Raw genomic sequence first — 24,898 nt, 5'->3', positions numbered from 1 at the left:
GTTGTTGTGATGAAAAAGATGTCTGTTCTGCTCTCGGGCTTGTTTGTGGCTGCTGGCGCCTGGGCCGCTGCTGCCGATGATGTGGTCGTGCAGGAACCGTATGTTCGCCTGGCCCCCCCGAATGCCCCTGCGACCGGCGCTTTCATGGTGATCCGCAACACCGGGGCGAAGGATCTCAAGGTCATCAAGGCGGATAATCCGCTGTCCAAAATCACCGAGCTGCATACCCACCTGAACGACGGCGGAGTGATGAAGATGCGTCCGGTGTCCGCCATCGAGATCAAGGCCAAGGGCGAGGCTGTTCTCAAGCCGGGCGGTCTGCATGTCATGATGATCGACCTCAAGGGGCCGATGAAGGAAGGTGACAGCGTGCCGATCACCTTGAGCTTTGACGATGGCAGCAGCAAGGTGGTCGAGGCCAAGGTCGTGCGCCCGATGGTGGCGCCGGCGGCAGCACCGATGGAGCACAAGCACCACTGATTTTTGCCTGTTTTCAGGGGTTGACCGTCGGACGGTCAGCCACCCCATGGCCAGCCGGACATCGCTTTTGCGATGCGCCCGCTGGCTATGTTTTTGCCGGTCGTTTGGAGAGTTTGCGCTGCAGGGTGCGCCGGTGCATCTTGAGGGCGCGTGCCGTGGCCGAGATGTTGCCGTCGTTTTCAGCCAGGACGCGCTGGATGTGTTCCCATTCCAGGCGATCCACGGAGAGCGGTTCATCCGGGGTGTCAAAGCTGCTGTCCAGGGGGGCTTCGTCGTCGAAGGCATTGAGGATGGCTTCGATTTCCACCGGTTTGGCCAGATATTGCACTGCGCCCAGCTTGATCGCATCGACGGCGGTGGTGATGCTCGCGTAGCCGGTCAGGACGACGATGCGGCAATCCGGATTGAGGGCCAGTAAAGGCTGAATCAGGGCAAGGCCGGATTGGCCGGCCAGATTGAGATCGAGTACGACGCGGGCGGGGGGATGGGCCCGTGCCGCTGCCAGCGCGGCAGCGGGGTCCTGCACGCCGCTGGCCGCAAAGCCCCGCCGGGTCAGGGTGCGGACCAGGATGGCGTTGAAGGCGGGATCGTCGTCGATGATCAGGGTCGATTCGGTCATGGCTGGAAGCGGGGAAGCGTGATGCGGGCGAGGGCGCCGCCTGAGTCCGGGTTGCTCAGGTTCAGGCTGCCGCCCAGTTGTTCGAGGGCGCTGCGGGTCAGCATCAGGCCGACTCCGCTGCCATGGGCGTGTGCGCCAAAGCCTTGCTGGCCTGCACCGGCCAGCACCGTGGCCGGAAAACCGGGACCGCTGTCCCGAATGTCGATGTGCAGGCTGTCTCGGGTCCAGTTCAGGGCGATGTCGATGCAGCCCGGGCCGGCGGCCTGGGCCGCGTTGTTGAGCAGATTGAGAAGGGCCTGCTCCAGGCGCGGGTCGGCCGTGATTTCCGGGATGTCGCCCTCGCCCTGGATCAGCAAGCGGCTGTCGGCTTGGGGGCGGATGGCCGTCCAATGCTGGCGGACCTGTTCGATCCAGCGGTCGACATGCTGGCGCGGGCTGTTTTCCAGGCGTTCCGCGCCGGCTCGCCGAGAGAGCCCGGTGATGATCTGCTTGCAGACCCCGATCTGCTGCCGCAGGAGTGCCAGATCCTCATGCCATTGCGCCGGCAGGTCGAGTTGCCGGGCATCGTGGGCCAGTTCGCCGGCGATCAGGGCCATGGTGCCCAGGGGCGTGCCCAGTTCGTGTGCTGCGCCGGCCGCCAGGGTGCCCATCGCCATGACGCGCTCATCGCGCAGCGCCTGTTCGCGCGCCGCAGCGAGGGCGGCGTCGCGTTCGCGGAGCTGCTGCGTCATGCGTACGACGAACCAGGCAATCATGCTTGCCGAGAGGGCAAAGGTGATCCACATCCCGGCCAGGTGAAGACGGGTGGCGCGGGTGGCATCGGGCAAAGGCAGGGGCAGGTAGACGAGCATTAGCGCCGAATAGGCCCCCAGGGCTGCCCCGCCCACCAGGAGCACGCAGCGTGCGGGCAGGGCCAGCGCAGCCAGCGCCACCGGCGGCAGCAGCAGGGAAACGAGCGGGTTGGTCGCGCCACCGGAGAAAAAGAGCAGGGCGCTCAAGACCAGAATGTCGAACAGCAACTGGCTGACCAGTTCGATGGGCGTCGCGCTGGTTGCCTGACGCAGCCGCCAGGCAACCAGGGTATTGATGACCAGCGCGATGGCAAGGATGGCGAGGAGCGGCGGCTGGCTGATCGGAATGTCGAGGCTGGCCGGGCCAATCAGGACGAGCAGGGTGGTCAGCGACAGCACGGCCCAGCGGCTTGCGACCAGTCGGCGCAGGATGCTGAGCTGGTCGGGATGGGCGGTGGGACAGAAGGGAGATGCCATGGGGTCGAATTATGCGTGATATGCGTCAATTTTCTGCGTGCGACTCGATGCGACAATTCGTCGCAGCCGATTCGGAGTCTGATGACATGCTGTTGCCCTTTTTTCGTTCTTCCCTGTTGATTGCCCTGCTTGCCATCGGCCAGAGTGCGTGGGCGGTCGATCTCGATCAGGAGCAGGCCAAGGGTAAGGACATCAATGGCACCTGTGCCGCCTGCCATGGCGAGTTTGGCCAGGGGGGCAAAAAGGGCGAATACCCGCGCATCGCCGGTCAACAGGTCAAACATATTGAAAATCAGCTGAAAAATTTCCGGGCGAGAACGCGGGTCAATATCCCGATGTTCCCGTATACCCAGGAGCGGGAATTGTCGGATGCCGACATCAAGGAAGTGGCGGCCTATCTCGCGGGCATTGAACTGCCGACCAAAATGCCGGAATTCAAGGGGCATGAGGATGCGCTGACCCGCTTGCAGATGGTCGATAAGGTGATGATCATCCCGCGCGCCGAAGGCGATGTGGACAAAGGCGGCGCCCTTTATCAGAAGCAGTGTGCCAGTTGCCATGGCAAGACGGGCAAGGGGCGGGGCATGTTCCCGATGCTGGTCGGGCAATACACCAGCTATCTGCAGCGCCAGGTCGATCTCTTCCTGAAGGGCGACCGGCCCCATGATGAGGACGGCGTGGTCGGCGTGCTCAATCAGCTGAATCCGCAGGCGGTCCAGGACATCCTGGCCTACCTGACCGCAATCCAGGAGAAAGAATGAAATCCCTGATGTCGTTAGTGCTGGGCTTCAGCCTGGCTGGTGCTGCCTGGGCGCATGCCCATGCGGCGAATGTCCCGGACGACATGCCGGACGTGCAGAAGATCCGCTTTTGCGAGCGGGTGCGCGATCATGCCCTGCAGGCTTTCTATAACCGCGAGAATGGCCGCCCGATGAAGTTGTATGAGGAGGATGGCAGCCACGGCCCGCGCATCACCAATCAGATCATCCGGCGCATTTACGCCGAGCCGCAGATTTCCAGCCCGAAAAAAGCCGAGGCCTTTGGGCGGGCGACCTGCAATGAAATGATGGGGACCAAGCAGTCGCCCGAGTAGGGCGACGTGCCGCAGGGTTCCTGCGCTGTCGGCTGACTGGGGTTCAGGCCCCGAGTGCGCAACTCAGCGCTTGGGTCATCCAGAGGTGGTCCTGCACGCCGGCGCTTTCGCGAATGCTGTGCATGGCCCACATGGGCGCGCCCACATCGACACTGGCCACCCCCAGTTGCGCGGCGACAATCGGTCCGATGGTGCTGCCGCAGCCGAGGTCCGTACGGTGCGCGTATTGCTGGCAGGGGACGCCGGCCTGCTCACAATAGCGCATGAAACGGGCGGCGCTCTGCGCATCCGTGCTGTAACGCTGGTTGGCATTGCTCTTGATGACCGGGCCGCCATTGACCAGGGCCTTGTGGCAGGGTTCGTAGGCGGACGGAAAGTTGGGGTGCCAGCCATGCGCCATGTCGGCACTGATGAAGAAACTGCGGGCCCGCATGCGCTGGCTGTCTTCGGCATCGAGCTGCTGGCTGGCGGAGAGCCGCGCCAGGACATCGCTGACAAAGCTGCCGGCGGCACCGGCGGCGCTTTCGCTGCCGACTTCCTCGTGATCGAAAAAGGCGACGATGGCCGTGTGATCTGGCTGGTCGACGGCAAGCAAGGCCGACAGCGCGGCGTGGCAGGAGGCCAGGTTGTCGAGCTGGCTGTCGGCGATGAACTCACGGTCGACGCCCCACAACACGCCTTTTTGCGTGTCGTAGGCGACCAGTTCCCAGGTTTGCAGCGCCTCGGGGGCCACACCCAGTTGCCGGGCAATCGGGTCGCGGAAGCGGCGGTCGGCTTCGCGGGCATCGGCCACGCCGAGCAGCAGGGGCAGTTCGGTCTGCTTGTTGAATTTGAGCCCGGCCTCGTTCACATCCCGGTTCATGTGGATGGCCAAGTTGGGCAGGCGCAGCATCGGGTCCGGGAAGTGCACGAGGCGCGCTTCGGACTCGCCCTTGACCAGGACGCGCCCGGCCAGTGCGAGGTCACGGTCGGCAAAGGTGGCGAGGATGGGGCCACCATAGACTTCGACGCCCAGCCGGATCATGCCCTGTGCGTGCTCGGCCGGCTTGGGCTTGATGCGCAGACCGGGCGAGTCGGTGTGTGCACCGACCATGCGAAAACCGGCCTCGGCGAGCGGTTGACCGCCGGACACGAAGGCGATGATCGAGGCGCCGCCACGCACGACATAGTATTTCCCGCCAGCCTGCAGCGACCAGCGGTCGACCTCGTCCAGACGCTGAAAACCGGCGGCCTCCAGGCGGCGCGCGCAGGTGGCAACGGCATGCCAGGGGCTTGGGCTGGCATCGATGAAATCGAGCAGGTCCCGGGCGTGCGTATGGGCATCGGCAGAAAACGGCATGGGCAATCCTTGATTCAGTCGTCGAGGTGGCGCAGGACAGCGGCGGCCACGCGGGCGTCGTAGAGTTGGGCGATATGGCCGGTGGGCGGCAGTTCGACATCGCGTGCGCCGGGCAGTTTCTGGTTGTCCTGCGGCATCACGTAGTTGTCGTAAGGGTTGCGCAGGCTGATCGTCGGCACCCCGGTTTTTTCGCTGGCCATGTCGGTCAGCCACAGCGAGCCCGGCTCCATTTCCCGCGAATTCTGGCCGAGGCCGAGGCGTGCCAGCGCAGTGCCCTGGTGGGGCGTGGACAGGGTGAGCAGACGGCTGACTTTCTCGTTGCCGTGACGGGCCAGATAGGAGCGGCAGACCAGGCCCCCCATGCTGTGTCCGACCAGCACCACCTGGCGGGCGCCGGTTGCCGCACAGACGGCTTCGATCCGCTCGGCCAGCTGCGGCACCAGCTTGCCCAGGCTGGTGTAGGGTGGGGCCAGGCTGACCGTGGCCACGACATGGCCGGCCGCTTCCAGACGCTTTCTCATGACACGCCAGACACCGCGGCTACAGCCGTAACCGTGCACAAGCAGGATCGGGCGCGGGCTTTCACGCAGGCGGTCAGCGCCCATCCACAGGCGCTCGAAAGGCAGGGTCAGGACAAAGGTGCGCAGGAAGGCGAAGTATTCGATCGCCATCATCTTGAGCATCGCCCCGCTCGACATGCGGGCTGCCGGTGAGCCCAGGGCCAGGCCGAAGACCCAGGTGATGGTGTTGATGCCGGCCCGGACGCCGAGCAGGCCGCCGATGGCGCCACCCAGGGCGTAGCCCCAGTCGGCATGAAAGATCAGCCGGCCAACGGCGAGATAAATCGCGATTTCGAGAATCAGCCAGATCAGGAGGGCAATGGGAACCATGGTCGGTGCGTACGGATAAGTCAGTCTGAAAGCAGGGCTCAGGTCGCCGGTGTCTCGGCCTTGGGCAGCCAGATGCAGGCGCCTTTCGATTCTTTGTCGATGGCGGCCAGGACGCGGTCGTGCTCGGCCAGTTCGGCCTCGCTGGCGCGCCGCACCTGGAGTGGCTTGCGCTGGCGCACCTGGCCGTCGGCGCCGAGCTGCGGTTGCGGCGCGGTGTCGACATCGATCATCAGGCTGTTCTGGCCACGGGTCATGGCCAGATAGACGTCAGCCAGGAGTTCCGTATCGAGCAATGCGCCGTGCAGGGTACGGCTCGAGTTATCGATTTCGTAGCGTTCGCAGAGGGCATCCAGGCTGTTGCGCTTGCCCGGATGAATCTCCTTGGCCATCTTCAGCGTGTCGATCACGCCATGGCAGAGCGTGCCGACCGGGACAAAACCGAGGCGGTCGAACTCGGCATTCAGGAAGCCGATGTCGAAGGGCGCGTTGTGGATGATCAGTTCTGCACCACGGATGAACTCGGCCAGTTCTTCTGCGATATCGGCGAATTTCGGCTTGTCGGCCAGGAATTCCAGGCTGATGCCGTGCACGGCCTGGGCGCCGGCGTCGATATCCCGCTCGGGATGCACGTATTTATGCAGGTGGCGCCCGGTCAGGCGGCGGTTCACCAGTTCGATGCCGGCCACTTCGATGATGCGGTGGCCCTGGCGCGGGTCCAGGCCCGTGGTTTCCGTATCGAGGACGATCTGTCGCATGCGGCTTCCTTACTTCCTCAGTTCTTCGATGCCCCGATTGGCGAGGGCATCCGCGCGTTCATTCTCCGGGTGGCCGGCGTGACCCTTGACCCAGATCCATTCCAGTTGGTGCTGACGGGCCAGATTGTCCAGCATTTGCCAGAGATCGGCATTCTTCACCGGCTTCTTGTCCGATGTCTTCCAGCCATTGCGCTTCCAGCCGTGAATCCACTCGCTGATGCCTTTCAGCACGTACTGCGAGTCGGTATAGACCTTGCCCGTGACCGGGCGCTTCAGGGCTTCCAGTGCGCGGATAGCGGCCATCAGCTCCATCCGGTTGTTGGTCGTTTCCTTCTCGCCGCCCCAGAGTTCCTTCTCGGCGGTGCCGAAGCGGAGGAGGGCGCCCCAGCCGCCGGGGCCAGGGTTGCCTTTGCAGGCGCCGTCCGTGTACAGCTCGACGGTGGGTTCAACTGCCATGGTGTTCCTTGTGTGCGACCGGGGTCAGTGCTTTGGCACGGCCCGGTTTGGGTTGTTTCCATTTTGGGGTGATCAGGCGCATCGCATGCGTGCGCTTGACGGCGCGCAGCATATACACCCCGCCGGAAATCTGCCACCACCGGCGACCGGCATGTTCCATGAAATGCCAGCGTTTGAGCCATTGCGGCTGGTCGACCGGCGGCAGATAGCAACCATAGTTGCTGCGCGCCACTTCGCAGCCGAGCAGTTGCAGCCAGTCCCGGACCCGCAATTGAGAGAGGTAGTGGCCGGTCCAGGGAAATTCGGCCGAACGCCCGAAGAGGCGACGCATCCCCCACAGTGAAATCGGATTGAAGCCGAGGATCAGCAACTGCCCTTCCGGGATCAGGACGCGTTCGACCTCACGCAGAATCTGGTGCGGATCATCGCTGAATTCGAGCACGTGAGGCAGGACGATCAGGTCGATGCTGTTGCTGGCAAAGGGCAGGGCGGTGAATTCGCAACACACCGCCGCGCCGCTTTGTTCGGCGACCGTCTGGCGCAGCGGGATGCGGTTCGTGCGCAGGAAATCGCATTGCGGCAGGCCGATCTGCAGGGCGTTGTAGCCGAAAATATCGGCCACCGTTTCATCGACGCAGGCCTGCTCCCAATCGAGCACATAGCGTCCTTGCGGCGAACGGAGCCAGCGCTCGAGACCGGGAATTGACAAGCGTCCCGGCTGGCTCGATAGTTCCGGCATGTTTGAAATCTCGCTCATTCCCGCATTCAAGGACAATTACATCTGGTTGCTGACGGCAGGCCCGCGGGCCGCTGTCGTCGATCCGGGTGACGCCGCACCGGTGATCGCAGCGCTTGAGGCGCACGGTCTGACCCTCGACAGCATCCTGATCACCCACCATCACGCCGATCATCAGGGCGGTATTCCCGACTTGCTGGCACGCTGGCCGGCGACGGTCTACGGACCTCGAAATGAGTCTATCACAGCCTGTTCCCACCCTCTGTGTGGCGGGGAGACGATCGACGTGCTGGGCCAATCGGTCAGCGTGATGGCGGTGCCCGGCCATACTCGGGGACACCTGGCTTATCGTACCCCCGGCGTGCTGTTCTGTGGCGACACGCTGTTTGGCGCGGGGTGTGGCCGCTTGTTCGAGGGCACGCCGGCGCAGATGGCCGATGCCCTGGCCGCGATTGCCGCCTTGCCGCCAGAAACGGCCATTTACTGTGCGCACGAATACACCGCCATGAATCTGCCCTTCGCGCTGGCTGTCGAGCCGGAGAATGCCCTGCTTCGGGCTCGGGCAACGCGGGTTGCCGCTGCGCGTGCGGCCGGCGAAGCGACCGTGCCCTTGCTGCTGGCCGATGAACTGGCGACCAATCCGTTTCTGCGCTGCCATGTGCCCGAGGTGATTGCTGCCGGCGTGCAGGCCGGCGCGGTCTCGTCGGCGCCTGTCGATGTCTTCGCCGCCTTGCGGGCCTGGCGTAACGTGTTTCAGGCCTGACGCTTCAGAGCGCGGGCGGATCAGGTCCCGCGTTTTTTCATGCTTCGGCGCATGATGATCTCGAGGGTGTCGAGCACCCTTGCCGCGTTGAAGGGCTTCACGATAAAGCCGCTGGCCCCGTTGTTGATGGCTTCCTGGACCGTGTCCTGATCGGCATTGCCGGTGATCATGACCACTTGCGTCTGGGAGCGATCTTTCTTGATTTCGACCAGGGCTTCGAGCCCATCCATCTCTCCCGGCATCACGATGTCGAGGCAGACGATATCCGGCTTCAGCCGGTTGGCCATCTCGATGGCGGTCGGGGCATTGCTGGCTTCACCGATGACATTGTGACCGCCGTTACGCAGGATGCCGCCCAACAGGGAGCGCATCATGTCGTTATCGTCGACGATCAGGACATTCAGGTGTTTCAGGCTCATTTCAGGCCTTCCCCGCGACACAGACCCGGTCACGGCCTTCGTGTTTGGCACGATAGAGTGCCTGGTCAGCAGCACGGATCAAGGTTTCCGGGCCATCGTCCCCGGCGGGCTGCAGGGTGGCGATGCCAATGCTGAGCGTGACGAATCCCAAGGGGGCTTCCGGGTGAGGCAGGTGTGCCTGATGCAGGGCGTGTCGCACTTTTTCTCCCACCATGATGGCGCCGCCGCTCGCGGTTTCCGGCAGGATGGCGACAAATTCCTCACCGCCGTAGCGTGCAGCGGTATCGGAGGGACGCTGCATGTTGGCAGAGAGCAGGGCGGCAACCTGGCGCAAGCAATCATCGCCGGCCTGGTGCCCAAGTGCGTCGTTGTAGCGCTTGAACAGGTCGACGTCGCACATCATCAGGGAAATCGAGGTCTGGTTGCGACGGGCCCGGCGCCACTCGCGAGACAGGGTTTCATCGAAATAGCGGCGGTTCGGGATGCCCGTCAGGCCGTCAATGGCGGACAGGCGCTTCAGTTCCTGGTTGGCCAGGTCCAGTTTGCGGGCCAGCACGACGAGCGAGGTACGCATCTGGATGATGCGCTGCATGGCCCGGATCTTCGCGCCGAGCACGATTTCGCTGACCGGCTTGAGCAGATAATCGTCGCCGCCTGCGGCAATGCCCCGTTCGATGTCTTCGTCCTTGCCCAGGGAGGAGAGGAAAATAATCGGTGTCCAGGTATCACCGTGTTCGTAGTCCCGAATCTGGCGTGCAATCTCGAAACCATCCATGTCCGGCAGCACGACGTCGAGCAGCACGATGTCCGGACTCTCCGATGTGAAGAGGTCAACGGCCTTTTGTCCGGTTTCCGCCTGCAGGGCTGTCATCCCGAAACGTTCGATGAACGTTGTAAGGACCAGCATGTTGGCGCGGGAGTCTTCAACGATCAGGATTTTCATGCCGGCGCCGGATCAGTAGCAGTAGTTGTTGAAAAACATCACGGCGGAGAGAGGGATGCCGAGTGCGACGATTCCCCAGCCTATGCCGTGCAGGAGGGCTTGTTTTTCCTCATGGTACGCCCCGATGCGACGACTGCGGAAGTAGCGCTGAAATTCACCGAGGGTGACAACGGCAGCCAGCAGGAAGAAGATCATGCCGCAAAAGAGGAAAATGATGGGGCCGTTGCTTAATTCACGGCAGGAGGCAACGGAGTGACGCAGGAAACGCAGGACCGAGTCGGTACGAAAGGCAAAACGGGCCACCGCATAGGCCAGGAGGCTAAAGGCGCTGAGCAGGCCGATGACCATCCAGGTTTCTGGGCGTTTCAGTTGTTCAAGGGCGTGCTTGAGGTCTCGGATCAACCACTTCATTGCATGAGCAGGGATTCTGGGCTGTGTTAAATTCCGCCCGAATACACGAAAAACTATGACTAACGGTAGGGTAACATGAGCCACGAAGCAGACGGAAAAATCTCGATTTCCGCAGTGGGGGCGGCACTCCGCTCGCCCAAGGGAAAGCGCTGGGGAAAATGGCTGGCAGGCGGCGTCCTGGCTTTTGGCGTGCTGGGCTATTTTGCTGCCCCGCCGCTCCTGAAGTCGGTGTTGCTCGATCAACTCGCCAAGGAACTGCACCGCGAGGTCTCGATCGAGCAGATCGACATCAACCCCTATGCCCTGTCGGCCCGGATCAGCGGTGTTTCGGTGAAGGCGGAGGGCGGCCACGAGGTGGTCGGTTTTGACGAATTGTTCGTCAATGTTTCCAGCTTCTCGATTTTCCAGGCCGGGATCGTGGTTGACGAGATTCGCCTGCGTGGCCCGCGGATTGCCGTGGCGCGCTTGGCGGACGGGCGCTACGACATCTCCGACCTGCTCGACGAGTGGATGAAGCCCAAGGATGAGCCCGAGAAGCCCTTGCCGCGTTTTTCCCTGAACAATATTCAGGTGCTGGGCGGTAAGCTGGTTTTTGATGACCGCCCGGAAGGCGTCAAGCACACGGTTGACGACCTCAATTTCACCTTGCCGTTTGTCTCCAGTTTGCCGTATCAGGCGGATGTTCTGGTGGAGCCGGCTTTTGCGGCGGTGATCGATGGCTCGCCGCTGGTCTTGAAGGGGCGGAGCAAACCGTTTGCCGGTTCGCACGAAAGCGAACTGGATCTGGATCTGGATCGCCTGGATCTGGCCCGCCTGCAACCGTATCTGCCGGATGGCTTCCCGATCCGTCTGGAGCGTGGGGTGCTGGACTCCGAACTCAAGGTGGTCTTCAAGGAAGTCTCCGACAAAGTATTTTCGCTGGCCATGGTCGGTGCAGCCCACCTGTCCGATCTCGCTGTGGCCGAGTCGGGGGGCGCACCGCTGGTCGGCTGGAAGCGCCTGGATGTCGAGCTGGACAAGGCCGACCTGATCAACCGTGACATCGGTGTCAGCAAGGTGCTCCTGGATGGCCTGGCAGTTCAGGTGGCGGTGAATAAGCAGGGTGAAATCAACCTCTTGAACGTGGTTGACCGTCTGAAAGGGCCGCCCGCCAAGTCCTCCGCACCGGCGCCCGCGAGCGAGGCGGCGCCGGCGGTGCGTTGGTCGCTGGGGGGCTTCGTCCTGAGCAACGCGACCCTGAACTGGCGCGATGAATCGCAGGCGGTGCCGCTGACGGGGGCGATCCGCCAGATCGACGTCAAGGTGGGGGCGCTGAAACATACCCTGGCTGAGCCGGTGGTGGTCGAGGACATCCGCTACCAACTCGATTTTGGCGAGCGTCTGAAGGTCGACCGTGTGCACTTGAAAGACACCCGTGTCGATCTTGCCCAGCATCGTGTCAATGTCGGCGAATGGGCGGTCGGTCCGGTGCGGGCCAATGTGCTGCGGGACGCCAAGGGGCAGTTGGCCTGGCTGCAGCCGCCGGTGCTCAAGGCCCCGGCCAAGGCGGCCCCGCAAAACAAGGCCGTACCGGAAGCGCCGTGGGTGGGTTCGGTGGACAAGTTGGTCATCGAAGACGTTGCCCTGCGTTTCGAAGACAAGGCGGTGTCGCCGGCGGCCATTCAGGAAATCGATGGGTTCAGCATCCGCGGTGAAGGCCTCGGCAATGAGCCCGGCAAGAAGGGCAAGTTGAGCGTTGCCGGCCGGATCAACAAGAAAGGCAGCCTGAAGCTGGATGGCGCCGTCCAATTGATGCCGCTCAATGCCGCCCTGAAGGTTGAAACGGTGGCCGTGCCCTTGCTGCCGGTCCAGCCGTATTTCAGCGAGGCGCTCAATATTGCGCTGACGCGCGGGCAGGTCTCGAACCAGGGTGAAGTCATCGCCAGCCAGGACAAGGATGGCCTGAAAGCCGCCTATAAAGGCTCGTTGACCCTGGGCGACTTTCTGGCGGTCGACAAGCTGAACAGTGCCGATTTCCTGAAATGGAAGTCGCTGTATTTCGGTGGCCTCGATGTCCGTCTGGATCCGATGACGGTGAATGTGGGCGAGATCGCGCTGGCCGATTTCTATTCCCGCCTGATCCTGAACAAGGATGGTCGCCTGAATCTGGCCGATATTGTGCGCAAGCCGGCGGGAGCAACCGAGGTTGCGCCGGTCAAGGCAACAAGCGAGAACAAGCAGGCGGCGGCGAAGCCGCTTGAAACGAAGCCGGCGGAGACCCCGGCCAAGCCGCCACTGCCGATCAAGATTGCGAAGATCACCTTGCAGAACGGCACGGTGAACTTCTCCGATTATTTCGTGAAGCCCAATTACTCGGTCAATCTGACCAAGCTGGGCGGTCGCGTGACCAATCTCTCTTCCGCTGCGGACACCGTGGCGGACATGGAGTTGCGCGGCAGCTACGCCAATTCGGCGCCGGTCCTGATTCAGGCCAAGCTGAATCCGCTGGCCGCCAATACCTATCTCGACCTGAAGGCCGATATTTCCGGTGTCGACATGGTCGGCTTCTCGCCCTATGCCGGGAAATACGCCGGCTACAACATCGAGAAGGGCAAGCTCTCCCTGAATGTCGCGTACAAATTGCAGGACCGCCAGTTGTCGGCAGAAAACCGCCTGTTCATCGATCAATTCACCTTTGGCGAGAAGGTCGAGAGCCCGGATGCGACCAAGCTGCCGGTGAATCTCGCCATCTCGCTGCTCAAGAACAATCGGGGCGAGATCGATCTCAACCTGCCGATCGGCGGCTCGCTGGATGATCCGCAGTTCTCGGTCGGTGGTCTGGTGGTCAAGGTCATCGTCAACCTCTTCGTGAAGGCCGTGACCTCGCCTTTTGCCCTGCTCGGTTCGATGTTCGGCGGCGGCGAGGAGTTGTCCAACATCGAGTTTGCCCCCGGTTATGCCGCCTTTGACGACACCGCCGGCAAGAAGCTGGCGGCGCTCGCCAAGGCGCTGAACGATCGCGAGTCCCTGAAGCTGGAAATCACCGGCCGGGCCGATCCGGAGGCGGACAAGGAAGGCATCAAGCGTGTCGCGATCGAGCGGGCGATGAAGGCCGAGAAGCTGAAGGACATCCTGAAGAAGAAGGGCGAAGGCGTCTCGATCGACAGTGTCGAGATCGCACAGGACGAATACACCGCGTACCTGACCCGGGCCTACAAGGAAGCCAAGTTCCCGAAACCGCGTAACGTGATCGGCATGCAGAAGGATTTGCCGGTGGCCGAGATGGAAAAGCTGATGCTCACCAATCTGCCGGCCACGGCCGAGGATGTGCAGGCGCTGGCGGTGCGTCGGGCCGAGGCGGTGCAGTCCTGGCTGGTCGAGCAGGGCAAGGTGCCGGTGGCACGCATCTTCCTGCTGCCGCCCAAGGTCGAGGTGGCAAAGAACGAGGCCGACAAAGCCAAGAGCAGCGCCAGCCGTGTCGATTTCTCGCTGAGGTAAGGCATGAGCGAGACGATGGGGCTGGCCGTCATGGCCGGCGTGATCGTCGTGTTGCTGCTGCAGGTCGCGCTGCTGTTGCGCGGCGGGCGGCGCCACGACGAGGCGGTGCATTTTCAGGCACTGGGTGAAGCCTTCGAGCGGCACCTGGTGCGCCTGGAGCGCGAGCTGCGCGAGGAACTGGCGCGAGGGCGGCGCGAGGATGCCGAAGAGGCCTTCCGTGACCGCGAGGAGCGGGCGCAGTCCGCAACCCGGCTGGTGCAGGCGCTGACCACGCAGGTCGGCCAGCTGGGCAGCCTGCAGGCTGAGCGCCTGGAGGCCTTTGCCCGCGATCTGAACCGCTTTTCCTTGCTCCTCGATGAGCGTTTCGAACGCCTGAAAATGGGGGTTGAAGGACGGTTGACCGCCATCCAGGCTGACAACGCGCAAAAACTCGATGAAATGCGCCGCACGGTCGATGAAAAACTGCACGCAACGCTGGAGCAGCGTCTGGGTGAATCCTTCAAGCTGGTCAGCGAGCGCCTGGAGCAGGTTCATCGCGGCCTGGGCGAGATGCAAACCCTGGCGGCCGGGGTCGGTGATCTGAAGCGGGTGCTGACCAATGTGAAAACGCGGGGCACCTGGGGTGAGGTGCAGTTGGCCGCGCTCCTTGAACAGCTGCTGACGGCGGAGCAGTTTGCCGCCAACGTGGCCACCCGCCCGGGCAGCAACGAACGCGTCGATTTCGCCGTGCGCCTGCCCGGCAAGGGCGATGCGCCGGTGGTCTGGTTGCCGATCGATGCCAAATTCCCGATCGAGGATTATCAGCGCCTGGTCGAGGCCGTTGATCCGCTGGCGGCGGAGGAGGCCGGCCGGGCCATCGAGCAACGGCTGAAGGCCGAAGCGCGCAGCATCCGCGACAAGTACGTCGCGCCGCCGCACACCACCGATTTTGCGCTGCTCTACCTGCCGGTCGAAGGGCTGTATGCCGAGGCCTTGCGCCGGCCCGGTCTGGCCGAGACCTTGCAGCAGGAGTTCCGGGTCAGCCTGGCCGGCCCGACCACTTTGGCGGCGTTGTTGAACAGTCTGCAGATGGGCTTCCGCACCCTGGCCATCGAACAGCGGTCGGCGGAAGTCTGGGCCGTGCTGGGCGCTGTTAAAACCGAATTTGTTAAATTTGGCGAAGCCTTGGCGCATACTAGAAAAAAGCTCGACGAAGCGAGCAACAGCATCAGCAAGGCGGAGACCCGGACCCGCCAGCTTTCCCGCAAATTGAAGGATGTCGAGGCGCTGCCGGCGGGCGACTCGGCTCGATTGATCGGAAGTGCCGACGATGGCGAAGACGAGTGAACTGGACGCGGCCTATCGGGCTACCAGCTATTGTGTGTATCTCCCCGGCGGGCAGGCTTCCCTGCGCATCGGCGAGCCGAGCCCGCTGGTCGCGGGCTGGCTGGCGGAAAACGGGGCCAGTTGCTTTGCCATCCTGACTGCCTGGAATCCGGGTGGGGAGCGGCGCTCGGCGTCAGAGAATGCGGCGCAGCAGGCGGCACTGGAATGCGATCTGCTCGAAGGCAATTACGAACCCTTTGCCGGCGTCAATGTGCCGGACGATGCGGCCGGGCCGCGTGAGGAAAGCTGTTTTGTCCCCGATCTGGCCTGCGAGGATGCCTGTGCCTTGGCTGAAGATTATGGCCAGAACGCCATTGTGTGCGGCGGCGCCGATGGCGTGCCGCATCTTGTCTGGCTGGAGGATGTGCTGGCATGAGCCGGCGTATCGGACGCTTTGAAGTCCGGCGCGAACTCGGGCGCGGTTCGCAGAGTGTGGTTTATCTCGGTTTCGATCCGCAACTGGAGCGCGAGGTGGCGATCAAGACCTTGCCGCTGGGCGCAACCACGGGCCACAGCCAGTTGCTGGATGAGGCGCGCATGGTCGGGCGCCTGCGCCACCCGAATATCGTGCCCATTTTCGAGGCGGGTGAAGCCGACGGCAGCCTCTATCTGGTGTTCGAATATGTCCCGGGCTGTACCCTGGCCGAGTTCATGCACCAAAGCGGCAGCGTGCCGCCGGTCAAAGCGGTCACGTTGCTGCGCGCCATCCTGGAGGCTGTGGGGTGCGCGCACGGCCAGGGCATCATTCACCGTGATCTGAAGCCCTCGAACATCCTGCTCGACGAGGACGGCACGCCGCGTGTCATGGATTTCGGGATTTCCATCCGGCGCGATGCCGGGGCCACGGCCTCGGCAGTCGGAACGCCCGCGTACTTGTCACCGGAGTACGTGGCCCGGCAGGAAATCAGCGAGCGCGGCGATCTGTACGCAGCGGGCTTGATCCTCTTTGAGTTGCTCACCGGACGCCGGGCGCATGTGGCCGACTCGTTGCCGGCCATGTTGCAACGGATTGCCAAGGAAGACGTGCGCCTGCCGCCCGATGTGCCGCTCGATGCCCGCCTGCAGCCCCTCGTCCTGAAGTCGGTGGCGCGCGATCCGGCCTTGCGCTACCAGACGGCGGGGCAGTTTATCGAAGCCCTCGATCACTACCTCGATCCGGAAACCGAGCAGCCGCTTTTGGCCTCCGGCAGGCAGTCGACCGTCGACTTCCTGCTCCGGCGCATGCGTCACAAAAGCGATTTTCCGGCCTTGTCCGAGTCGGTGACGGCGATCAACCGGATTGCCTCGAGCGACAACGAGACCATCGAAAAGCTCTCGAATGCCATTCTCAACGACTTTGCGCTGACCAATAAACTGCTGCGCCTGGTCAATTCCGCCTATTTCCGGCCGGCTGGAGGGGGCAGCATCAGCACCGTGTCGCGTGCGGTGGTCGTGCTCGGTTTCGAGGCGGTGCGCAACATCGCCGTGACGGTGCTGCTCTTCGAGCATTTGCAGAACAAAGCCAATGCCAACCAGTTGAAGGAAGATTTCCTGCGCGCCACGCTGGCCGGCGTGCTCGCCCGCGATCTCAGCGTGGCGGCGCAAATGCGGGATCTGGAGCAGGTCTTCATCTGCGCCTTGTTCCATAACCTGGGCCGTTTGCTGGCGCAGTTCTATTTCCCGGAAGAGGCGGACGAAATCCGGCGCACGGTGGCGGCCCAGCAGATGCCGGAAGAAAGCGCGGCCGTTCAGGTGCTCGGTATTTCCTTCGAGGAGCTGGGTGTGGCGATTGCCCGCCAGTGGGGTTTTCCGCCGCTCATCGTCGGCAGCATGCGGGCTTTGCCGGGCGGCAAGGTGCCGGCGGCGCGTACGGTGGATGTGCGCATGCGGGTGGTGGCCGGTTACGCCAACGAGTTGTGCACGATGTTGCTGACAACACCGCTGGCCGCCCAGGGCGCGCAGTTGCGTCAGTTGCTGGTGCGTTATGCCGAGGCGGTCGAACTGGACGAGCCGCCTGTCCGTCAAAGCATCGAGCAGGCGCTCGACCAAGTCACCGAGTTCGCGCGCATCATTCATCTCGATGTCCAGCACAGCCCCTTCATCCGTGCCGTCCGCCAGTTCGGCAGTACCCGCGGTGCGTCAGTATCGGAGCAGGGTTTCTCCGGTACGGACGAGGCTTTGGATAGCACCCTCCTGCGCGATGACGGCCTGCTCGGCAATGTCGAACCGGCGACGGAGGCGGCCCACGATGCCCAGGCGATTCTGGCTGCGGGCATTCAGGACATCAGCAACACCCTGGTGGAGGGGTTCAAGCTCAATGACATCCTGCGCATCATCCTTGAAACCATGTATCGGGCGATGGGCTTTCGGCGCGTCATCCTGTGCATCCGGGATGCCAAGGCGGGGGTGATGCAAGGCCGTTTCGGTTTTGGCCCGGATGCGATGGCGGTGGCCAAGGCCTTCCGTTTTCCGCTCAGTTTTACCCCGGATATCTTCCACGCTGCGACCTCGAAAGGGGTTGATCTGCTGATCAGCGACATCGATGATCCGAAGATCGCGGCCCGAATCCCCGACTGGTATCGCAAGGCGGTGCCAGCCCGGGCATTCGTGCTGTTTCCGCTGAACATCAAGGGCAGCCCGGTGGCGCTGATCTATGCCGACCATGACGCGCCGAATGGCATCGTGATGCCGGAAAAGGAACTGTCGCTCCTGCGTACCCTGCGCAATCAGGCTGTGCTCGCCATCAAGCAGGGCGGCTGAACGGGCAGCTGAAAACAACGATGCCCGCACTGGGCGGGCATCGTGTGGCGGATAGGCCGTGGCTTACCAGAGTTGCCACCACGGCACTTTGCGGACCAGCCCGTCCTTGTAGTAACGGCTGTTCGGGTAGTTCTGGCGCATCACGCGCAGCGCATCGTCGCGCAGGTCGGGCATGCCCAAGTTGTCGTAGGCGGTGACCAGCACATAGAGCGCTTCTTCGATGGCCGGAGCATCCGGATAGGTCTTGACGGCATATTGGGCGCGGTTGGCGGCGGCGATGTAGGCGCCGCGCTTGATGTAATAGCGGGCGACATGCACCTCATGGCTGGCCATCGCGTTGACCAGATATTGCAGACGCTGGGTGGCATCCGGGGTGTATTTGCTGTTCGGGAAGCGGGTGACCAGTTCGCGCAGCGTGTCGAAGGCTTCGCGGGCGGCCTTCGGGTCGCGTTCGGTCGGGTCCTGGGTGCTGATGTAAGCGGCAAAGCCCAGATCATCATTGAAGTTGATCAGGCCTTTCAGGTAATACACGTAGTCGACCGCCGGATGGTTCGGGTGCAGCTTGATGAAGCGGTCACAGGCGGCGAGGGCGGAGCCGGGTTCGCCGGCCTTCCAGTAGACGTAGCCGAGTTCAAGCTGCGCCTGCTGGGCGTAGCGGCCATAGGGGTAGCGCGCTTCGAGCTTTTCGAAAAGTTTGGCCGCCTTGTCCCAGGCGCCTTCATTCATCGAATCCTTGGCTTCGCTGTAAAGCTTGCCGGCAGACCAGCCCGCTGTTTCGTCCGGGCCTTCCTTCATCAAACCGCAGGCAGACAGGGTCAACGCAAGAAGGAGGGCGGTGATCAGGCGAAAAAAGGCGGGAACGGCCGGGAATGCGGCTAAACTTCGCATCATGAACTATCCTGTTGAAGAACCCGGCGATTATAGCCGAACTGAACCCCTGCGCCTGATCGTCCCTGAAAGCTGTTCCGGTCGTCGTCTCGACCAGGCACTGGCTGAGTTGTTGCCGCAACATTCCCGTAACCGCCTGCAGGGCTGGATACGCGATGGTCATGTCACGCTCGATGACCAGCCCGAAACCGAGCCCAAGCGCAAAGTGCTGGGCGGTGAAGTCCTCCTGCTCGCGCCGCCGACCGACCCGCGCGATCTCCCCGAACAGCCCGAAGACATCCCGCTCGACATCGTGTTCGAAGACGAGACGCTGATCGTGGTCAATAAGCCGGCGGGCCTGGTCGTCCACCCCGGCAGCGGTAACTGGAACGGCACCCTGATGAATGCCGTGCTGCATCACGTGCCGGGTATCGAAGCCGTGCCGCGCGCTGGCATCGTCCATCGCCTGGACAAGGAAACGAGCGGCCTGATGGTTGTGGCCAAAACGCTGGAAGCGCAGACCGATCTGGTTCGTCAGTTGCAGGCGCGCACCGTGCGTCGTCAGTATCTGGCCGTGGCGGCGGGCGTGATCAGCAAGAACGGCGGGGTGGATACGCCGATCGGGCGGCATCCGACCAATCGCACCAAGATGGCGGTCGTACCGGAGCATCGGGGCGGCAAGCCGGCCCTGACCTGGTATCGCGTGCTCGACAGTTTCCAGTATTGCACCCTGATCGAGTGTTCGCTGGAAACGGGGCGCACCCATCAGATTCGCGTGCACATGGCGTCGATCGGTCATCCGCTGGTCGGCGATCCGGTCTATGGCAAGCACAATCCGCGCTTGCCTGAATTTGGCCGTCAGGCTTTGCACGCCACCCGGCTGGGTCTGGTGCATCCGGTCAGCGGCCTGAAAGTCCAGTGGGAAGTGCCGATGCCGCAGGACATGCGCGAGCTGGTCGATACCCTGCGCTACGGTTGATCATGGCACCGGATTGCTTTGTCCCGGACTGGCCGGCACCGGCCCGCGTGCGTGCCCTGCAGACCTTGCGTACCGGCGGTGTCTCCGCCGCGCCGTGGGATCGCTGGAATCTCGGCGACCATGTCGGCGATGCACCGGGAGCGGTGGCCGCCAATCGGGCACGGCTCAGTGCGCTGTTGCCGGCTGAGCCGGTCTGGTTGCAGCAGGTGCACGGCATCCAGACGGTCGACCCCGCGCAAGGCCTGAAAACGCCGGTGGCCGATGCGGCATTCACGCGGACGCCCGGTGCGGTCTGTGTCGTGATGACGGCTGATTGCCTGCCCGTGCTCTTGTGTGACCGGGCGGGCAGCGTGGTGGCGGCCGCTCATGCCGGCTGGCGCGGTTTGCTGGAAGGCGTGCTGGAAGCCAGCGTCCAAGCCATGGCAACGCCGGGCGATCAACTGCTGGCCTGGCTGGGCCCGGCCATTGGCCCGACGGCCTTCGAGGTGGGCGGGGAAGTGCGGACAGCCTTTGTCGCACGCGATGCCGCTGCCGCGCAGGCCTTCACGCCGGGGACCGGCGACCGCTGGCTGGCCGATTTGTATGCCCTGGCCCGGCAGCGCTTGGCCGCGTTGGGGGTGACGGCAGTGTACGGCGGAACGCACTGTACCTTCAGCGAGCCGGCATCCTTTTTCTCGTATCGGCGCGACGGCGTGACGGGCCGTCAGGCCAGCCTGATCTGGCTGGCCTGAGCGTCATTGTTCAGTCTTTGATGCGCTCGGCCTTGCGGTCGTTTGCGGTATTCGCCGCAGGGGCCGCTGGCTCGCTGCGTTGTGATGCGGCTATTCGACGCTGTCCTTGAGATGGCGGCGGGCCGGTTTGCCATGGCGCTCGCAGGCCATGCACCAGGGCAGGCATTCGCCCAGCAGGGTGCCGGTTTTGTCCAGCGCGCCCTGAAGCCGACGGTCGACCTCGCCCTGATACCAATTTTCGAGCAGCTGCAATCCCGCCTGAAGCGCGGCATCGTCTGCAGACCAGGCTGCCAGACGGGCGCGGGCCTGATGGACGTCGTTGATGAAGCCCAGATCATCCTGAATGCGCGCGGCCTGGCGGGCGTAGTCGGTGAGCATGGCCTCGTCGGCAAAGAGCGGCGAGAAATATTCGCAGCTGTAGCGCAGGTGTTTCAACGCAATACGCAGGCGATGGGCGGCCTCGGCGGTCGGGTTCATGCTCGCCGCCTGATAGTGGCGCACCGCACGCCGATGCAGTTTGCTCAGGCGTTTTTCGACAAAGCGGGCGGCCGGCAGGTCGCGTGACATGTCGAGCAGCAATTGGGCGCGGGTGAAATGCAGGATGGGCTGCGGCGAGATCGAGCCGGCAAAGGCCGCTTCGGCGGCCTGGCGATGGGCCAGCGTCGCCGCCAGCATCTGCTGGACCAGGGCCTGATGCGGGCTGGCTTCCTCGGTGCAGCTCATGGGCTGCAGGATGGATTCGATCATCACGTCGAGATCGCGTGCTTCGCCGGATTGCCGGGCCAGCCCCTTGAGCGTTGCGGTCCATTCGACGGCATAGGCCGGGTCCAGAACTGGGCGGAAGAGTTTGATCAGGGTGTTCATGCGGCGCAGGGTCACCCGGTATTGATGGATGAACTCCGGCTCCTCGGGGTGATTCAGTGCACCATGCAGGTTGGCCAGCCAGCAGCGCTGGGCTTCGCCGATCAGGTGACGATAGGCTTCGAGTGCCGTGAGCTGGCGGTTCAGGCGCAGCTTGCCCGGCCGTTGCGCCTGCTCGGTTTCCTGCCGGAAAAGGCGGAAGCCGCGCTCGGCCTTGCTGACATCCTGCGGCAGCAGCGGCAGATCCTGCCCGAGGGCAATGGCGAAATCGAGCAAATCGGCCGGGCTGCCTTCAGCCAGTTCGAGTTCCAGTTCGGAGATCGGGGCGGCATCGTCACCGGTCACGACCTTGCCGTGATCGATCATGAGCAGGATGCGCACGCCGGGGCGCGGCGTGGCGAGCCGGGTCTGGCGGCGAAAAACGGTGCTGAATACGGGGAGCAGGTCGGCCTGGCGCTGGATGAGCAATGTCTGCACATCCGGGACGTCGACCGTCGAAAAATCGAAGCTGCCGGTGTACGGCTGTTCCCACTCCGGTCGGCTGCTCAGGCCGCCGACCGACTGCGCTGCACATTTGATGGTCTGCAGCATGCGCTCGCCGATCCTTCGGGTGCGGACGGCAATCCGGTTGGCGTGCAGCACGAGATCCGGTGTGTCGTAATAAATGTTGTCGAGCAGTTTTTCCGGACCGTGCGCCGTGCTGGCTGCGATCAACGGATGGGCTTCGACGGCGGCGAGGGCGTCGGCGGGAAAGGCAAGCTTCAGTTCTACTTCGGTGGCCATGCCGGATGCTTTGGGAATGAAACGACCAAGTCTAGCGCAGGGCGGCCTTCGGCATCTACCGTGGACGGCAAGTGGGGTGAATGTAAAGTCCCTGCAACACTGTCTCAATATTCTTCGGGCTCATTGTTTTCTGGAATGGATTCATGCGCCTGATGCGTTGTATGTCGATTCGAGCCAGCCTGATCGTGATGGCGGCCCTGGGAATTCTGGTTGGCCTGAGCCTGCTGGTCGCTGCCTTGCTGGCGTTTTCCGCCTTCCGTGAAGATGTGCGCCAGGTCTCGCAGGATGTGGCGGTGCAGTCGCGTGCGCTGGCACGGGTGAGTGCGGCGCAGGAGGCTTTTCAGATGCAGCAGCGTGGTCTGAACGGGATGGTGCTGCGCAATTTCATGGCTGCCGAGTACGACAAGAGCCGGGTCGAGTTCGACGCCGGTCGACAGGCTTTCTGGCAGGAAATTGCGGCGCTCGAAGCCCTGTATCCGCAAGCCGTCGAGATCCGCAAGCAAGCCGAGGAACTGAATACCCTGTATGACCAGGTGCTCGCCGAAAACGAGCCGGGCATGCCGAAATACAGCGTGATGGTGGATGCGGCGATTCGCGAGGCAGACCTGCCGCTCCTCAAGGCGCTGGCGGCGGCCTTTGCCGACATCAGCGCCGGGACCACGCGCGAAATGGCCCGCTCGGCCGAGGTTGCCGATGCGCGCTATCACGCTACGGTTGCCCTCATTCTCGTGGTCGGGCTGGGTGGTGCGTTGCTCTCCCTGGTGCTGGCATTCCTGCTGGGGCGCGGCATCCTGCAGCGCCTGGGAGGGGAGCTCGGCATGGTCATGGCGGCCACCGAGCGGGTTGCTCAAGGCGACCTGACGCACAGCCTGGATGCTGGCCGCCTTGCCGCCGGCTCGCTGGTCGCCTCGATTGCCGCCATGCAGGCCCGCCTGCGCGACCTGATTGGCGAGGTGAAACGCGGGGCCACGCAGACCGCCTCCAACGCAGATGCCATGCGCCTGTCGGCGCAGGAAGTGGCAGGGGCGACGGCCGAGCAGAGCGATTCCGCTGCGGCCATTACCGCCGCTATCGAGGAACTCACCACAGCGATTGCCGTGATGGCGGAAAGTGCGGGTAATGCGGCGGATGCCAGCCGCAGTACCCGCGAAACCGCCGTGCGCAGCGGGGAGACCATCCACGCGGCGATCGCCGAGATCGGCAATATTGCGCAGCAGGCGGGGGCTTCCTCGGACGCGATGGCGCAACTGCAGGCCCACACGCGGGAAATTGGGCGCTTTGCCGGCGAAATCAAGGAGATTTCCGAGCAAACCAATCTGCTGTCGCTCAATGCCGCCATCGAAGCGGCGCGCGCCGGAGAGGCGGGGCGGGGCTTTGCGGTGGTGGCGGACGAAGTGCGCAAGCTGGCCAGCCATACCTCGGAGATTACCCAGAAGATCGATCGTCTGGTCACCTGCCTGAATCAGGCCGCGGCAGAAACCATGACCGCCGTGGCGTCGACCGTCGAGCGCGCCCAGCGCGGGACGGACCTGGCCTCCACGGCCGAATCGGCCATCGTGCAGATCGAAAGCTATTGCGAACGCTCTGCGCTGGCTGCGGGCGAAATCGTCGAAGTGCTGGCCGAACAGCGCCGTGCCGCCGAGCAGATCGCCCAGAGTACCGAGCGCATGGCCCAGATGATCGAGCGGGGGGCGGAGGCCGCAGCGCGCTCCTCCGATTCGGCTGGCGAAGTGGCGGACTTGGCCGGACGCTTGCAGGCCCAGACGCTGCAGTTCGCGGTCTGATCAGGCTTTGCAAAGGTTGCCGGCAGGGGCAAGGCGCACCTGCCGGCTGTCCGCATTCAGGAGTCCGGTGGGTGGGCGTATAATGCCGGACTTTTGTTTTTCGGACGTCTCGTGAATACCCTTTCCTGGATCATTACGGTTTCCCTGGCCGGTGGCCTGCTCAGCGTGCTGGCTGCGACCGGGATCGGTGTGACCCTGGGGGCGCATCGGGTCAATGTCCTGATTTCCTACGCGATTGGCGCGCTGCTCGGTGCCGCCTTCCTGGAAATCCTGCCGCATGCGCTGGAGCATGGCGATCCGCATCACATGACGATGATGGTGCTGTTCGGCATCCTGGCCTTTTTCGTTCTGGAAAAACTGGTGCTCTGGCGGCATTGCCACCACCATCATTGCGAAGCCCATGAGGCGCACGCGCCGGCCCACGACCATGGGCGCTCCGGCATGCTCATCCTGATTGGCGATACCTTCCACAATTTTGTCGATGGCATCCTGATCGCGGCCGCCTTCATGGAAAACACCGAACTCGGCATCGTCACGGCGCTGGCCATCATCGCGCATGAAATCCCGCAGGAAGTCGGGGATTACCTGATCCTCCTGCACAGCGGTTACAGCCGTGCCAAGGCGCTCGCCTTCAACCTGCTGTCCAGCCTGGCCACGCTGATCGGCGCCATGCTGGCTTACTTTGCGCTCTCCGCGCTGACCGACTGGATTCCGTCCCTGCTTGGCCTGGCGGCTGCCAGCATGATCTACGTGGCGGTGGCTGACCTCATTCCCAGTCTGCACAAGCGCACCGAGTTGAAGGCCACCCTGCAGCAGGTGCTCCTGATCGGTCTCGGTGTCGCGTCGATCGCGCTCGTTCAGACCCTGGTCGGCGAATAACACGCCATTCCGGGTGGTCCGGACGGGCTTCCCGGCTTTATTCCGTACTGTTCTTACCCTGCTCGCGGGCGCGTTGCTCCAGATAGGCGCGGCGCTGCCGGCGCACCTTGCTGCCAGCAAAATAAAGAATCAGGCCGCAGGGCAGGGCGCCGTAGAACAGAAAGGAAATGATGCCCGCCACAACGGTGGGTTCATTGGCAGCCACCAGCAGGGTGACGTACAGCCAGCCGATGACGATGATGAGCGCGAGCGACATGTCGG

25 protein-coding genes are annotated in these 24,898 nt (G+C 63.5%); 12 read left to right on the top strand and 13 right to left on the bottom strand.

What is annotated here, in order from left to right:
• Nucleotides 1–9 precede the first annotated feature (9 nt).
• The gene (locus tag AACO21_RS04710; RefSeq protein ID WP_346191339.1) at nucleotides 10–480 is read left to right on the top strand and encodes a copper chaperone PCu(A)C; all 471 of its coding nucleotides are present in this window, start codon (nucleotides 10–12) and stop codon (nucleotides 478–480) included.
• A gap of 85 nt (nucleotides 481–565) precedes the next feature.
• Here AACO21_RS04710 and AACO21_RS04705 read toward each other — a convergent pair whose 3' ends face one another.
• The gene (locus AACO21_RS04705) at nucleotides 566–1,099 is read right to left on the bottom strand and encodes a response regulator (protein WP_346191338.1); all 534 of its coding nucleotides are present in this window, start codon (nucleotides 1,097–1,099) and stop codon (nucleotides 566–568) included.
• Entirely contained in the window at nucleotides 1,096–2,367 is a 1,272-nt protein-coding gene (locus tag AACO21_RS04700) for an ATP-binding protein (protein WP_346191337.1), read from the bottom strand. Before AACO21_RS04700 ends, AACO21_RS04705 begins: the two co-directional genes overlap by 4 nt.
• A gap of 86 nt (nucleotides 2,368–2,453) precedes the next feature.
• Here AACO21_RS04700 and AACO21_RS04695 point away from each other — a divergent pair, with 86 nt between their 5' ends.
• Together AACO21_RS04695 and AACO21_RS04690 are read left to right on the top strand one after the other, a co-directional pair.
• Nucleotides 2,454–3,128: a c-type cytochrome gene (locus AACO21_RS04695; RefSeq protein WP_346191336.1), complete on the top strand. Its 675-nt coding sequence runs from the start codon at nucleotides 2,454–2,456 to the stop codon at nucleotides 3,126–3,128.
• A complete protein-coding gene (locus AACO21_RS04690) occupies nucleotides 3,125–3,460 on the top strand; it encodes a hypothetical protein (RefSeq protein WP_346191335.1) in 336 nt (111 codons plus the stop codon). Before AACO21_RS04695 ends, AACO21_RS04690 begins: the two co-directional genes overlap by 4 nt.
• 43 nt (nucleotides 3,461–3,503) lie before the next feature.
• On the opposite strand, the gene AACO21_RS04685 is transcribed toward AACO21_RS04690, so the two are convergent.
• From AACO21_RS04685 to AACO21_RS04665, 5 genes are read right to left on the bottom strand one after another with little or no spacing between them, the layout of a single operon-like run.
• Entirely contained in the window at nucleotides 3,504–4,799 is a 1,296-nt protein-coding gene (locus AACO21_RS04685; RefSeq protein ID WP_346191334.1) for a M18 family aminopeptidase, read from the bottom strand.
• Between the two features lie 14 nt (nucleotides 4,800–4,813).
• Nucleotides 4,814–5,689, bottom strand: a complete 876-nt coding sequence (locus tag AACO21_RS04680) for an alpha/beta fold hydrolase (RefSeq protein WP_346191333.1) — start codon at nucleotides 5,687–5,689, stop codon at nucleotides 4,814–4,816.
• 38 nt (nucleotides 5,690–5,727) lie between these two features.
• Nucleotides 5,728–6,444: a DNA polymerase III subunit epsilon gene (gene dnaQ / locus AACO21_RS04675; RefSeq protein ID WP_346191332.1), complete on the bottom strand. Its 717-nt coding sequence runs from the start codon at nucleotides 6,442–6,444 to the stop codon at nucleotides 5,728–5,730.
• Between the two features lie 9 nt (nucleotides 6,445–6,453).
• Entirely contained in the window at nucleotides 6,454–6,900 is a 447-nt protein-coding gene (gene rnhA, locus AACO21_RS04670) for a ribonuclease HI (RefSeq protein WP_346191331.1), read from the bottom strand.
• On the bottom strand, nucleotides 6,890–7,609 hold the full coding sequence (locus tag AACO21_RS04665; protein WP_346191424.1) for a class I SAM-dependent methyltransferase: 720 nt from the start codon (nucleotides 7,607–7,609) through the stop codon (nucleotides 6,890–6,892). Before AACO21_RS04665 ends, rnhA begins: the two co-directional genes overlap by 11 nt.
• A 28-nt stretch (nucleotides 7,610–7,637) precedes the next feature.
• Here AACO21_RS04665 and gloB point away from each other — a divergent pair, with 28 nt between their 5' ends.
• Nucleotides 7,638–8,399 (top strand): hydroxyacylglutathione hydrolase, encoded by a 762-nt coding sequence (gene gloB, locus AACO21_RS04660; RefSeq protein ID WP_346191330.1) that lies wholly within the window; start codon nucleotides 7,638–7,640, stop codon nucleotides 8,397–8,399.
• Nucleotides 8,400–8,419: 20 nt separating this feature from the next.
• On the opposite strand, the gene AACO21_RS04655 is transcribed toward gloB, so the two are convergent.
• From AACO21_RS04655 to AACO21_RS04645, 3 genes are read right to left on the bottom strand one after another with little or no spacing between them, the layout of a single operon-like run.
• Nucleotides 8,420–8,818, bottom strand: a complete 399-nt coding sequence (locus AACO21_RS04655; protein ID WP_346191329.1) for a response regulator — start codon at nucleotides 8,816–8,818, stop codon at nucleotides 8,420–8,422.
• A 1-nt stretch (nucleotide 8,819) separates the two neighbouring features.
• Nucleotides 8,820–9,761 carry a diguanylate cyclase gene (locus AACO21_RS04650; RefSeq protein ID WP_346191328.1) on the bottom strand — a complete coding sequence of 314 codons (942 nt, stop codon included), beginning with the start codon at nucleotides 9,759–9,761 and terminating at the stop codon, nucleotides 8,820–8,822.
• Nucleotides 9,762–9,773: 12 nt separating this feature from the next.
• Nucleotides 9,774–10,172: a hypothetical protein gene (locus AACO21_RS04645; RefSeq protein WP_346191327.1), complete on the bottom strand. Its 399-nt coding sequence runs from the start codon at nucleotides 10,170–10,172 to the stop codon at nucleotides 9,774–9,776.
• 75 nt (nucleotides 10,173–10,247) lie between these two features.
• On the opposite strand from AACO21_RS04645, the gene AACO21_RS04640 reads away from it, so the two are divergent.
• From AACO21_RS04640 to AACO21_RS04625, 4 genes are read left to right on the top strand one after another with little or no spacing between them, the layout of a single operon-like run.
• A complete protein-coding gene (locus tag AACO21_RS04640) occupies nucleotides 10,248–13,649 on the top strand; it encodes a DUF748 domain-containing protein (protein ID WP_346191326.1) in 3,402 nt (1,133 codons plus the stop codon).
• 3 nt (nucleotides 13,650–13,652) lie between these two features.
• Nucleotides 13,653–14,975, top strand: coding sequence for a DNA recombination protein RmuC (rmuC, locus tag AACO21_RS04635; RefSeq protein WP_346191325.1), 1,323 nt, complete (start codon nucleotides 13,653–13,655; stop codon nucleotides 14,973–14,975).
• Nucleotides 14,959–15,390, top strand: coding sequence for a DUF3293 domain-containing protein (locus AACO21_RS04630; RefSeq protein WP_346191324.1), 432 nt, complete (start codon nucleotides 14,959–14,961; stop codon nucleotides 15,388–15,390). The genes rmuC and AACO21_RS04630 overlap by 17 nt, the downstream gene beginning before the upstream one ends.
• Nucleotides 15,387–17,753, top strand: a complete 2,367-nt coding sequence (locus AACO21_RS04625) for an HDOD domain-containing protein (RefSeq protein ID WP_346191323.1) — start codon at nucleotides 15,387–15,389, stop codon at nucleotides 17,751–17,753. The genes AACO21_RS04630 and AACO21_RS04625 overlap by 4 nt, the downstream gene beginning before the upstream one ends.
• A 63-nt stretch (nucleotides 17,754–17,816) precedes the next feature.
• Here the strand turns inward: AACO21_RS04625 and AACO21_RS04620 are convergent, their stop codons facing one another.
• A complete protein-coding gene (locus tag AACO21_RS04620) occupies nucleotides 17,817–18,644 on the bottom strand; it encodes an outer membrane protein assembly factor BamD (RefSeq protein WP_346191322.1) in 828 nt (275 codons plus the stop codon).
• Here AACO21_RS04620 and rluD point away from each other — a divergent pair.
• Together rluD and pgeF are read left to right on the top strand one after the other, a co-directional pair.
• Nucleotides 18,643–19,599 (top strand): 23S rRNA pseudouridine(1911/1915/1917) synthase RluD, encoded by a 957-nt coding sequence (rluD, locus tag AACO21_RS04615; protein ID WP_346191321.1) that lies wholly within the window; start codon nucleotides 18,643–18,645, stop codon nucleotides 19,597–19,599. The genes AACO21_RS04620 and rluD overlap by 2 nt on opposite strands.
• A 2-nt stretch (nucleotides 19,600–19,601) precedes the next feature.
• Nucleotides 19,602–20,330 carry a peptidoglycan editing factor PgeF gene (pgeF, locus tag AACO21_RS04610; RefSeq protein WP_346191320.1) on the top strand — a complete coding sequence of 243 codons (729 nt, stop codon included), beginning with the start codon at nucleotides 19,602–19,604 and terminating at the stop codon, nucleotides 20,328–20,330.
• 90 nt (nucleotides 20,331–20,420) lie between these two features.
• Here the strand turns inward: pgeF and AACO21_RS04605 are convergent, their stop codons facing one another.
• Nucleotides 20,421–21,974, bottom strand: coding sequence for a CHAD domain-containing protein (locus tag AACO21_RS04605; protein WP_346191319.1), 1,554 nt, complete (start codon nucleotides 21,972–21,974; stop codon nucleotides 20,421–20,423).
• 143 nt (nucleotides 21,975–22,117) lie between these two features.
• Here AACO21_RS04605 and AACO21_RS04600 point away from each other — a divergent pair, with 143 nt between their 5' ends.
• Both AACO21_RS04600 and AACO21_RS04595 read left to right on the top strand, forming a co-directional pair.
• Nucleotides 22,118–23,758, top strand: a complete 1,641-nt coding sequence (locus tag AACO21_RS04600) for a methyl-accepting chemotaxis protein (protein ID WP_346191318.1) — start codon at nucleotides 22,118–22,120, stop codon at nucleotides 23,756–23,758.
• A gap of 111 nt (nucleotides 23,759–23,869) precedes the next feature.
• On the top strand, nucleotides 23,870–24,637 hold the full coding sequence (locus AACO21_RS04595) for a ZIP family metal transporter (protein ID WP_346191317.1): 768 nt from the start codon (nucleotides 23,870–23,872) through the stop codon (nucleotides 24,635–24,637).
• 37 nt (nucleotides 24,638–24,674) lie between these two features.
• Here the strand turns inward: AACO21_RS04595 and AACO21_RS04590 are convergent, their stop codons facing one another.
• Nucleotides 24,675–24,893, bottom strand: coding sequence for a hypothetical protein (locus AACO21_RS04590; protein WP_346191316.1), 219 nt, complete (start codon nucleotides 24,891–24,893; stop codon nucleotides 24,675–24,677).
• Nucleotides 24,894–24,898 lie beyond the last annotated feature (5 nt).

The sequence above is a fragment of the Dechloromonas sp. ZS-1 genome, assembly GCF_039649255.1.
In the GTDB taxonomy this organism is placed as follows: Bacteria; Pseudomonadota; Gammaproteobacteria; order Burkholderiales; family Rhodocyclaceae; genus Azonexus.
The sequence above is the reverse complement of the archived record's forward strand: the minus strand, read 5'-3'. Positions and strand labels throughout refer to the sequence as shown.

Excerpts from the sequence above, each read along its gene's own strand:
- AACO21_RS04710 (WP_346191339.1), top strand. The coding sequence starts at position 10 with ATGAAAAAGATGTCTGTTCTGCTCTCGGGCTTGTTTGTGGCTGCTGGC.
- AACO21_RS04705 (WP_346191338.1), bottom strand. The coding sequence starts at position 1,099 with ATGACCGAATCGACCCTGATCATCGACGACGATCCCGCCTTCAACGCC.
- AACO21_RS04700 (WP_346191337.1), bottom strand. The coding sequence starts at position 2,367 with ATGGCATCTCCCTTCTGTCCCACCGCCCATCCCGACCAGCTCAGCATC.
- AACO21_RS04695 (WP_346191336.1), top strand. The coding sequence starts at position 2,454 with ATGCTGTTGCCCTTTTTTCGTTCTTCCCTGTTGATTGCCCTGCTTGCC.
- AACO21_RS04690 (WP_346191335.1), top strand. The coding sequence starts at position 3,125 with ATGAAATCCCTGATGTCGTTAGTGCTGGGCTTCAGCCTGGCTGGTGCT.
- AACO21_RS04685 (WP_346191334.1), bottom strand. The coding sequence starts at position 4,799 with ATGCCGTTTTCTGCCGATGCCCATACGCACGCCCGGGACCTGCTCGAT.
- AACO21_RS04680 (WP_346191333.1), bottom strand. The coding sequence starts at position 5,689 with ATGGTTCCCATTGCCCTCCTGATCTGGCTGATTCTCGAAATCGCGATT.
- dnaQ (WP_346191332.1), bottom strand. The coding sequence starts at position 6,444 with ATGCGACAGATCGTCCTCGATACGGAAACCACGGGCCTGGACCCGCGC.
- rnhA (WP_346191331.1), bottom strand. The coding sequence starts at position 6,900 with ATGGCAGTTGAACCCACCGTCGAGCTGTACACGGACGGCGCCTGCAAA.
- gloB (WP_346191330.1), top strand. The coding sequence starts at position 7,638 with ATGTTTGAAATCTCGCTCATTCCCGCATTCAAGGACAATTACATCTGG.
- AACO21_RS04655 (WP_346191329.1), bottom strand. The coding sequence starts at position 8,818 with ATGAGCCTGAAACACCTGAATGTCCTGATCGTCGACGATAACGACATG.
- AACO21_RS04650 (WP_346191328.1), bottom strand. The coding sequence starts at position 9,761 with ATGAAAATCCTGATCGTTGAAGACTCCCGCGCCAACATGCTGGTCCTT.
- AACO21_RS04645 (WP_346191327.1), bottom strand. The coding sequence starts at position 10,172 with ATGAAGTGGTTGATCCGAGACCTCAAGCACGCCCTTGAACAACTGAAA.
- AACO21_RS04640 (WP_346191326.1), top strand. The coding sequence starts at position 10,248 with ATGAGCCACGAAGCAGACGGAAAAATCTCGATTTCCGCAGTGGGGGCG.
- rmuC (WP_346191325.1), top strand. The coding sequence starts at position 13,653 with ATGAGCGAGACGATGGGGCTGGCCGTCATGGCCGGCGTGATCGTCGTG.
- AACO21_RS04630 (WP_346191324.1), top strand. The coding sequence starts at position 14,959 with ATGGCGAAGACGAGTGAACTGGACGCGGCCTATCGGGCTACCAGCTAT.
- AACO21_RS04625 (WP_346191323.1), top strand. The coding sequence starts at position 15,387 with ATGAGCCGGCGTATCGGACGCTTTGAAGTCCGGCGCGAACTCGGGCGC.
- rluD (WP_346191321.1), top strand. The coding sequence starts at position 18,643 with ATGAACTATCCTGTTGAAGAACCCGGCGATTATAGCCGAACTGAACCC.
- AACO21_RS04620 (WP_346191322.1), bottom strand. The coding sequence starts at position 18,644 with ATGATGCGAAGTTTAGCCGCATTCCCGGCCGTTCCCGCCTTTTTTCGC.
- pgeF (WP_346191320.1), top strand. The coding sequence starts at position 19,602 with ATGGCACCGGATTGCTTTGTCCCGGACTGGCCGGCACCGGCCCGCGTG.
- AACO21_RS04605 (WP_346191319.1), bottom strand. The coding sequence starts at position 21,974 with ATGGCCACCGAAGTAGAACTGAAGCTTGCCTTTCCCGCCGACGCCCTC.
- AACO21_RS04600 (WP_346191318.1), top strand. The coding sequence starts at position 22,118 with ATGCGCCTGATGCGTTGTATGTCGATTCGAGCCAGCCTGATCGTGATG.
- AACO21_RS04590 (WP_346191316.1), bottom strand. The coding sequence starts at position 24,893 with ATGTCGCTCGCGCTCATCATCGTCATCGGCTGGCTGTACGTCACCCTG.